This window comes from Actinocrinis sp., from assembly GCF_035946395.1.
In the GTDB taxonomy this organism is placed as follows: domain Bacteria; phylum Actinomycetota; class Actinomycetes; order Streptomycetales; family Catenulisporaceae; genus Actinocrinis.
In genome coordinates this window covers 1-8842 of sequence record NZ_DASYZI010000416.1, presented here as the reverse complement: position 1 = coordinate 8842, position 8842 = coordinate 1, and the positions used below count along the sequence as shown (strand labels likewise).

Annotated in this window: 10 protein-coding genes; 3 read left to right on the top strand and 7 right to left on the bottom strand. The window is 71.1% G+C overall.

Features of this window, described 5'->3' with window-relative positions; all coding sequences use genetic code 11:
• Positions 1–373: DUF3515 family protein (locus VGS97_RS26290; RefSeq protein ID WP_326856342.1), on the top strand; the 373-nt coding region annotated here is incomplete at its 5' end.
• Here the strand turns inward: VGS97_RS26290 and VGS97_RS26285 are convergent.
• The 3 genes from VGS97_RS26285 to VGS97_RS26275 are packed head-to-tail and all read right to left on the bottom strand — an operon-like array spanning position 374 to position 3338.
• Positions 374–1540: a D-alanine--D-alanine ligase family protein gene (locus VGS97_RS26285; RefSeq protein WP_326856341.1), complete on the bottom strand. Its 1167-nt coding sequence runs from the start codon at positions 1538–1540 to the stop codon at positions 374–376.
• 50 nt (positions 1541–1590) lie between these two features.
• Entirely contained in the window at positions 1591–2595 is a 1005-nt protein-coding gene (locus VGS97_RS26280) for an NAD(P)H-dependent glycerol-3-phosphate dehydrogenase (protein ID WP_326856340.1), read from the bottom strand.
• Positions 2592–3338 (bottom strand): lysophospholipid acyltransferase family protein, encoded by a 747-nt coding sequence (locus VGS97_RS26275; RefSeq protein ID WP_326856339.1) that lies wholly within the window; start codon positions 3336–3338, stop codon positions 2592–2594. Before VGS97_RS26275 ends, VGS97_RS26280 begins: the two co-directional genes overlap by 4 nt.
• A gap of 137 nt (positions 3339–3475) precedes the next feature.
• On the opposite strand from VGS97_RS26275, the gene cofC reads away from it, so the two are divergent.
• Entirely contained in the window at positions 3476–4330 is an 855-nt protein-coding gene (gene cofC, locus VGS97_RS26270; RefSeq protein ID WP_326856338.1) for a 2-phospho-L-lactate guanylyltransferase, read from the top strand.
• A gap of 200 nt (positions 4331–4530) precedes the next feature.
• Here cofC and VGS97_RS29685 read toward each other — a convergent pair whose 3' ends face one another.
• From VGS97_RS29685 to leuC, 4 genes are all read right to left on the bottom strand, one after another.
• Positions 4531–5163 (bottom strand): HU family DNA-binding protein, encoded by a 633-nt coding sequence (locus tag VGS97_RS29685; protein WP_349262268.1) that lies wholly within the window; start codon positions 5161–5163, stop codon positions 4531–4533.
• 210 nt (positions 5164–5373) lie between these two features.
• Positions 5374–5784 carry a hypothetical protein gene (locus VGS97_RS26260; RefSeq protein WP_326856337.1) on the bottom strand — a complete coding sequence of 137 codons (411 nt, stop codon included), beginning with the start codon at positions 5782–5784 and terminating at the stop codon, positions 5374–5376.
• Positions 5785–5912: 128 nt separating this feature from the next.
• Entirely contained in the window at positions 5913–6530 is a 618-nt protein-coding gene (leuD, locus tag VGS97_RS26255) for a 3-isopropylmalate dehydratase small subunit (RefSeq protein ID WP_326856336.1), read from the bottom strand.
• Positions 6531–6532: 2 nt separating this feature from the next.
• On the bottom strand, positions 6533–7972 hold the full coding sequence (gene leuC, locus VGS97_RS26250) for a 3-isopropylmalate dehydratase large subunit (protein WP_326856335.1): 1440 nt from the start codon (positions 7970–7972) through the stop codon (positions 6533–6535).
• 264 nt (positions 7973–8236) lie between these two features.
• Between leuC and VGS97_RS26245 the strand changes: the two genes are divergently transcribed.
• On the top strand, positions 8237–8842 hold a 606-nt coding region (locus VGS97_RS26245), incomplete at its 3' end, for an IclR family transcriptional regulator (protein WP_414641837.1).

The following is an 8842-nucleotide window of genomic DNA, read 5'->3' as shown; positions in this document are numbered from 1 at the left end:
CGCCCCAGGCTCGCCGATGACGGCGGCCTGGGGCGACCCGCCGATCACGCTGCGCTGCGGCGTGCCGGAACCGGAAATCCTGCGTCCGGGTTCGAAGTCATACAACCCCACCGCAGACGAGGCGTATATCGACGGCGTCGCATGGCTCATCGAGAAGACAGGCGACGGTTACCGATTCACGGCCGCGCAACGCGCTGTGTACGTCGAGGTGGACGTACCCAGTGCATACAGCCCGGAGACGAATCCCCTCGTGGACTTGTCCGCGGCGGTCATCGCAGCGACGCCGCGCGACGATGGCAAGCAGGGCGCGGACATCGCGCCGCAACCCACCGGTGAGCCGTCGGCGAGCGCCGGCCAGACTCGGGCTCGTTAGTCACCGCAATCCGGTCGGGCGGGCCAACGCCTCGGCGATGAGGGTGTCGACCAGCTGCGCGTAGGAGACCCCTGACACGGCCCACATCTGCGGGTACATCGAGGTCGGCGTGAAACCGGGCATGGTGTTGACCTCGTTGACCAGCCAGTACGGCTGCGCCGCCGGGTCGTCCTGGCCATCACCCTGGGCCAGGAAGAAGTCCACCCGGGCCAGGCCCTCGCATTCGAGCGCCTCGAACGCGGCCAGCGCCAGCCGGTTCAGCTCGGCGAGCTGGCCGTCGGTCAGCTCGGCCGGCAGGACGACGTCGGTCGAGCCGTCCAGGTATTTCGCCTGGAAGTCGTAGAACTCATGCCCGCCGCGCACCTTGATCTCGGCCGGTGCGGAGACGCGGGGCCGCCCGCCCGGCCCGGCCAGCACGCCGATCTCGATCTCCCGGCCCCGCACCATGGCCTCCACGACGACCTTCGGGTCGTGCCGCTGCGCCTCCTCGATCGCGGCCGCGAGTTCCTCGGGGCCGTGCACCTTCGAGATGCCCATCGACGAGCCCGCGCGGGCGGGCTTGACGAAGACGGGGAAGCCGAGCCCGGCGACCGCCTCCTGCACCGCCTGCCGGTCCCGCAGCCACTCGCCGCGGCGCACCGTGACGTACCGGCCCACCGGGAGGCCCGCGGAGGCCAGCAGCCGCTTCATGAACTCCTTGTCCATCGACACGGCCGACGAGAGCACCCCGGAGCCGACGTACGCCACGCCGGCCAGGTCCAGCAGGCCCTGGAGCGTGCCGTCCTCCCCGTAGGGGCCGTGCAGCAGCGGGAAGACGACGTCCACCTCGCCGAGCACCTTGGGTACCGAGCCGGGCTCGTGCACGGTCAGTTCCCGCGCGGTGGGGTCGGCGGCCATCGTCACCAGGGCGCCGCTGGTCTCGTCGATCCGCGCGGGCAGCCGGCCGTCGGTGATCGCCAGCGCCGTGGTCTCCTCCCCCGCCATCAGCACCCAGCGGCCGTCGGTGGAGATGCCGATCGGCAGCACCTCGTAGCGCTCGGGGTCGAGGACGCGCAGCACGCTGCCCGCGGTGACGCAGGAGATCGCGTGCTCGGAGGAACGGCCGCCGAAGACGACCGCGATCCGGGTTTTCCGCTGCCGGGAGGCTGAAGTCGTGGACTCGCTCATAGACACGTGACCATATCGTCTCGGCCGATCGTCTCGCCGCCCGCACCTGCTCAGTACAACGACTCGGACTTCGCCGAGCGGGCCATCAGCGCGGCCAGCATCTCGCGCGGAGAGCGGCCCTCGTGCACCACCGCGACCACCGTCTCGACCAGGGGCATGTCCACCCCGTGCCGCCGGGCGAGTTCGAGCACGGACTCGCTGGACTTGACGCCCTCGGTGGTCTGCCGCACCAGCGCCTGCGCCTGCGCGACGGTGTGCCCGGTGCCCAGCAGCCTGCCGAAGCGGTGGTTGCGGGACAGCGGCGAGGCGCAGGTGGCCACGAGGTCGCCGAGCCCGGCCAGCCCGGAGAAGGTGTACGGATCGGCGCCGAGCGCCACGCCGAGCCGGGCGGTCTCGGCCAGTCCGCGGGTGATCAGCGAGGCCTTGGTGTTGTCGCCGAGCCCCATGCCCTCGGCGATCCCGGCGGCCAGCCCGATCACGTTCTTCACCGCGCCGCCGAGTTCGCAGCCGATGACGTCGGCGTTGGTGTACGGGCGGAAGTACGGGCTGTGACAGGCCTTCTGGAGCCGTTCGGCCACGGCCCGGTCGGCGCACGCGACCACGGACGCGGCGGGGTGCCGCTCGGCGATCTCCTGGGCCAGGTTCGGGCCCGACACCACCGCGATCCGCTCCGGGCCCGCCCCGGTCACCTCGGCGATGACCTGGCTCATCCGCATGCAGGTGCCCAGTTCGATCCCTTTCATCAGGGAGACGAGCACGGTGGCCGGGCCGAGCAGCGGACAGAGGCGGGAGAGGTTCTCGCGCAGGCTCTGCGCGGGGATGGTGAGCACCAGGAAGTCCGCGCCGTGCAACGCCTCGGCCGGATCAGTGGTGGCGCGCACCGAGTCGGGCAGCGCGATCCCGGGCAGGTACTCGGCGTTCTCGTGGTCGCGGTTGATCCGCTCGGCCAGTTCGGCACGGCGCCCGCACAGCACGGCCTCGGTGCCCGCGTCGGCCAGCACGAGCGAGAACGCGGTTCCCCAGTTGCCGGTGCCGAAGACGGCGGCTCGGGTCACGCCTGCCCCTCCGGCTCGGACGACACGGCGTCCAGGTCGAAGCGCACGGCCGGGGGCTGCTCGCCGCGGATCTCGGCCAGCATCCCGGTGATGACGTCCATGATGTGCTCGGTGGCCACGCGCAGCGTCTCGCTGTTCATCTCGCGGCCGTACTTCGCCCTCAGGTCGATCGGCTCGCCGGCGGTGACCTTCAGCGTCTTGCGCGGGAAGATCGTCGGCTTCTTCGAGTACGGGGCCAGCACGTCCTGCGCGCCCCACTGCGCGATCGGCAGCACCGGCGCCCCCGTACGCAGGGCGATGCGCGCCGCGCCGGTCTTCCCGGTCATCGGCCACAGATCCGGGTCCTTCGTCATCGTGCCCTCGGGGTACACGATGATCACCTCGCCGCGTTCGACCGCGGCGACGGCGTCCCGGAACGCCAGCGCGGCGTCCCGGGACTCGCGGTAGACCGGGATCTGGCCCGCCGCGCGGAACAGCTTGCCGAGCCTCGGGTTCTTGAACACCCCGGCCTTGGCCAGGAAGCGCGGCGTGCGGCCCGACCTGACCAGGAAGTGGCCGATCGAGATCGGGTCGAAGAACGAGTAGTGGTTGGCCACCACCACGACCCCGCCCTCGCGCGGCACGTTCCTGCGGCCGCGCCAGTCCCGCTTGACCAGGGTCGCCAACAGCGGCCGACAGATCATTTCGATGAGCACGAACGCCGCTCCGGGGCGGGGATTGCGGCGCGAGGCGCGGCGGACCACCGTCGATCCTTCTTCCGTGGTTCTCGGTCGGTGCTCGGCGGTTTACCAGAGGGACCGGCCAGAGCAGGGGCGATCCAGTCTCCCGCGCCGGGCGCCCGGGTGCCAAGCTCGCCCGCCGGACATGGGATGATCTCCCGGTGTGGTCCGTGGTGATTCCGGTCAAGAGATTGCCGGAGGCCAAGTCCCGGCTGGCGCTGTCCGGGGAGCGGCGCGCCGCGCTGGCCCTGGCCTTCGCCAGCGACACGGTCGTTGCGGCCGCGGCCTCACCGTTGGTGGGCGCCGTGTTCGCGGTGACTGCGGACGATGCGGTCTCACGTCGGCTCAGCGCGTTGGGCGCGCGCATTCTGCCCGATGACGCGCCCGGTGGACTCAACGCAGCGGTCGAGTCCGGCCGACTGCGCGCACTGGCCGACGATCCGCACCGCCGGGTCGCAGCCCTGACCGCCGACCTGCCCGGCCTGCGGACCGCCGACCTGACCGACGCGTTGTCCACGGTCCCGGAGGGCCGCGCGTTCGTGGCCGATACCCCGGGCAGCGGCACGACGCTGCTGTTGTCCGACACCGGTGGCACGCTCGCGGCGCATTTCGGCCCGAATTCGCGATACGCGCACGAACACAGCGGCGCGAAGCTGCTGTCCGACGCGGGCCCGTCGCTGCGCCGGGACGTCGACACGGTCGAGGATCTGGAGGACGCGATCCGGCTCGGCGTCGGTGAGCACACCGCGGCCGCGTTGGCCCGCCTACGCTGGAATTCCGCGCATTACGCCGGGCATTACCCTGGTCCCATGCAGGCGACCGTGCGCATTTTCGACCCGGTGACCCGGGCCGGTTCCGTACTGCTCGACGACGGGACGGAGCTGGCCTACGACGCGGCGGCGTTCAACGCCGGCGGCTTGCGGCTCGCCCGCCCCGGCCAGCGCGTCGCGCTGCGCGTCGATTCCACGGGGCGGATCACGGCGCTGACGCTGGCCACCTTCCCGCTGCCCGGCTGAATGCACGTGCCCTGAATATCGCGGGGACTGCCCGCGAAATGACGTGGCGGCTCGGGTATCGCGCGATACCCGGGCCGCCGCGTCTGCGATGCACACGTCAGTGATCCGTACGTCCGTCATCCATGCGTCTCGCCCCCCCGCGAGCCGACGCTCGTGAATGACGGCAGTGCCCGCCTGACGTGCCTGTCCGAAACGCCGCGTCAGCGCTTCTTCGCGCTCGTCTTCTTGGCACCCGCATTCTTGGCCGCGGTCTTCTTCGCCGCCGTCTTGGTGGCGGGCGCGATGGCCGCGGTCTTGCGGGCCACCGGCCGGGGCGCGGCCTTCGTGGCGGTGGACTTCTTCGCGGTGCTCTTGGCCGCCGCCTTGGTCACCGCGGCCTTCTTCGCCGCGGTGCGCGTGCCGACCGCCTTGCTCGCGGTGGTCTTGCGCACCGCGGCCTTCTTCGCGGGGGCGGGGGCCTTCTTGGCCACCGGCCTGGCGGGCGTCGCGGGCCGCTTGGCGGCCGTCGTCTTGCGCGCCGCGGTCTTCTTGGCCGCGGCCCCGCGCGGGGCCGGGCGGGTGCCGTTGACCTCGTCCTTGAAAGCCTGCCCGGCGCGGAACTTCGGCACCGTCGCCGCCGCCACCCTGACCTGCTCGCCGGTGCGCGGGTTACGCGCGATGCGGGCCGGCCGCCTGGCCGACTCGAAGGTGCCGAAACCGGTCAGCGAGACCTTGTCGCCGGACACGACGGCCCCGGTGATCCCGTCCAGTACCGCGTCGACCGCCTCGCCGGCCGCCCGCCGCGAAACCTCAAGCTTCTCGGCCACCGCGTCAATGAGCTGCGCCTTGTTCACGTTGCGTTCCTCTGGGACGAGTGCGGCGCACCATACGCGCCACACGGGTGGGAAACCTGTTCTGCCGCGCCCGGATTCTCGTTCCGGACACTGCCTACTTTTCCGCACCGTAGAGGGATGAATCGGGCGAATCAATCACCAAGCGCAGTCAATCACCCTTGTGTCGCAGTGCTTTCCACCCCGGGCGGCGGCAGCCCGGGCAGCCGCCGGCTATCCGGCCTTACGCACCGAAGACGGCTGATCCGCAGCGAAATCCGAGTTCAGCGCGGGGTTATCGGCGTCCGGTACCGGACAATCCACCGGACTTACCGCGCCGCGTTTCTCGTCCACGGCGCGCAGAAATCGTTCGAGCCGGCGCATCGCGTCATCCTGATCGTGTCGGGAAGCGGCGGTGATGACCAGCAGGCGCCTCACGAAATCAGCGCGGTCCGGCAGCTCCAGATCCATTCCGCGCAGTACCCCGTGCGCCTCCTTGAGGAGTTCCGCCAGGCGCGCGTAGCCGGAAAGCTGGCGCAGTTCCTCGGAATCGAACAGCTCACCGGACTGGGGCGGGGAGGGTGCACGCTGCGCGACGGCATAGTCACCGTCCTGATCTGCATCCGCACGCCGATCCACCCGCACCCGTCCATTGTGCCCCGTGACCCGGCAAGGTCGGAAAACGGCGGGCTAAAAGCCGCAAAACGAACAACGGGGCGGCACGCCCCCCGACGTGCCGCCCCGGCCGATCGTATTGGTTGTGCCGTGCTGCGTCACACCGCTGCGGGCAGCGTGGCCGGCTTGAACGCCGGACGGCTCGTCTCGAACTCGGCGATGGCGTCCACGTGACGCAGCGTCAGGCCGATGTCGTCGAGCCCTTCCATCAGCCGCCAGCGGGTGTAGTCGTCGATCTCGAAGGGCGCGGCCAGGGCAGTGACCCCATCGCCACTGCCGACGCGCACCTCGCGCGCCTCCAAGTCCACGGTGACCTCGACCGCCGGGTCCGCCTCGGTCAGCTCCCAGATCCGCTCGACGGTCTCCTGCGGCAGCACCACGGTCAGCAGCCCGCCCTTGAGCGAGTTGCCGCGGAAGATGTCGGCGAACCGCGCGGAGATCACGGCCTTGAATCCGTAGTCCTGAAGCGCCCACACCGCGTGCTCGCGCGACGAGCCGGTGCCGAAGTCGGGCCCGGCGACCAGCACCGTGGCGCCGGCGCGCTCCGGGCGGTTGAGGACGAAGTCCGGGTCACCGCGCCAGGCTGCGAACAGGCCGTCCTCGAATCCGGTGCGGGTGACCCGCTTCAGGTACACCGCCGGGATGATCTGGTCGGTGTCCACGTTGGAGCGACGCAGCGGAAGCGCGGTGCCGGTGTGCCTGATGAACTTGTCCATGTTCAGACCTCCAGCAGGTCGGACGGGGCGGCCAGATGACCGCTGACGGCGGTGGCGGCGGCGACGAGCGGCGAGACCAGGTGGGTGCGCCCGCCCTTGCCCTGCCGGCCCTCGAAGTTCCGGTTCGAGGTCGAGGCCGAGCGCTCGCCCGGGGTGAGCTGGTCCGGGTTCATGCCAAGGCACATGGAGCAGCCGGCGAACCGCCATTCGGCGCCCGCGTCCGTGAACACCTTGTCCAGCCCCTCGGCCTCGGCTTCGAGCCGTACGCGCGCGGATCCCGGCACGACCAGCATGCGCACGCCGTCGGCGACCTTGCGGCCCCTGATGACCCCCGCGGCGGCGCGCAGGTCCTCGATCCGCCCGTTGGTGCAAGAGCCCACGAACACGGTGTCCACGGCGATCTCACGCAGCGGCGTGCCCGCGGCCAGGCCCATGTACTCCAGCGCGCGCTCGGCGGAGATGCGCTCGTTCGGGTCGGCGAACGACGCCGGGTCCGGCACCCGCTCGCCCAGCGGCAGGCCCTGGCCGGGGTTGGTGCCCCAGGTGACGAACGGAGTCAGCGCGTCCGCGTCGATCTCGATCTCCTTGTCGAAGACCGCGTCCTCGTCCGTCCGCAATGTGGACCAGTAGGCGAGGGCGGCTTCCCAATCCGCACCCTGCGGGGCGTGCGGACGGTCCTTGAGATAGCCGTAGGTGGTGTCGTCGGGTGCGACCATGCCCGCCCGGGCGCCGGCCTCGATCGTCATGTTGCAGATCGTCATCCGGCCTTCCATGGACAGCTCGCGGATCGCCTCGCCGCGGTATTCGACCACGTAGCCCTGGCCGCCGCCGGTGCCGATCTTCGCGATCACGGCCAGGATGAGGTCCTTCGCGGTCACCCCGGGCTTCAGGTGGCCGGCGACGTTGACCGCCATCGTCTTGAAGGGCTTCAGCGGCAGCGTCTGGGTGGCGAGCACGTGCTCGACCTCGCTGGTGCCGATGCCGACGGCCAGCGCGCCGAACGCGCCGTGCGTGGAGGTGTGCGAGTCGCCGCACACGATGGTCATGCCGGGCTGGGACAGCCCGAGCTGTGGCCCGATGACGTGCACGACGCCCTGCTCCGCGTCGCCGAGCGAGTGCAGCCGCATGCCGAACTCGGCGCAGTTGCGCCGCAGCGTCTCGATCTGCGTGCGCGAGACGGGGTCGGCGATCGGCTTGTCGATGTCGAGGGTCGGGGTGTTGTGGTCCTCGGTCGCGATCGTGAGATCGGGGCGGCGCACGGGGCGCCCGGCGAGCCGCAGCCCGTCGAAGGCCTGCGCGCTGGTGACCTCGTGCACGAAGTGCATGTCGATGTAGAGCAGGTCGGGCTCGCCCTCGGCGCGGCGCACCAAGTGCGCGTCCCACACCTTCTCCGCGAGGGTATGGCCCCGTCCGGCCACCGCTGCTGCGGCGTTCGCTGCCATCGGCTTCTCTCCTTCGGATTCACCGGCCCCGCCGTTGGGGTGTTCCGGCGATCGGTGATCGGCTGATCTCTCGTCGAACTCGGTGCCCACGAGCCTTTCACCGTCTCACTGGCCATCGCATTTGTGTCTCGTGATTTGAGATGGCAATATCGTTCCATGGACACAGCTCGCTCCGTGGACACCACTCGTGCGATGGACCGCCCGATGGCGATGGATCCGGCTCGTTCGATGGACGCGGCGAACCGCCCGTTAGAGATGGGTCGGATGCTGGACGCCACCTCCAGCGGAGTCGGCGTGCTGGACAAAGCGGCCGCCGTGCTCTCAGCGCTGGAGGCCGGACCGGCAACGCTCGCCTCACTGGTCTCGGCCACCGGTCTGGCCCGGCCCACCGCGCACCGGCTCGCGGTGGCCCTGGAGCACCACCGGCTGGTCTCACGGGACATGCAGGGACGGTTCATCCTCGGGCCACGGCTGTCCGAGCTCGCGGTCGCGGCCGGCGAGGACCGGCTGCTGGCCGCTGCGGGGCCGGTGCTGACGCAGCTGCGCGACATCACCGGGGAGTCGGCGCAGCTGTACCGGCGGCAGGGCGACATGCGCGTCTGCGTGGCCGCTGCGGAGCGCCTGTCCGGCCTGCGCGACACGGTACCCGTGGGCACCGCGCTGCCGATGGCGGCCGGATCCGGCGCGCAGATCCTGCTGGCGTGGGAGGACCCGGATCGCATGCACCGTGGCCTTCAGGGCGCGCGTTACACGGCGACGACGCTGGCCGGCGTGCGGCGCCGCGGGTGGGCACAGTCGGTGGCGGAGCGGGAGATGGGTGTCGCGTCGGTGTCGGCGCCGGTGCGCGGCCCGAACAACCGGGTGATCGCG

Bases quoted from the DNA above. Each gene is read 5' to 3' on its own strand.
- VGS97_RS26285 (WP_326856341.1), bottom strand. From the start codon at position 1,540: ATGAGCGAGTCCACGACTTCAGCCTCCCGGCAGCGGAAAACCCGGATC.
- leuD (WP_326856336.1), bottom strand. From the start codon at position 6,530: ATGGACAAGTTCATCAGGCACACCGGCACCGCGCTTCCGCTGCGTCGC.
- leuC (WP_326856335.1), bottom strand. From the start codon at position 7,972: ATGGCAGCGAACGCCGCAGCAGCGGTGGCCGGACGGGGCCATACCCTC.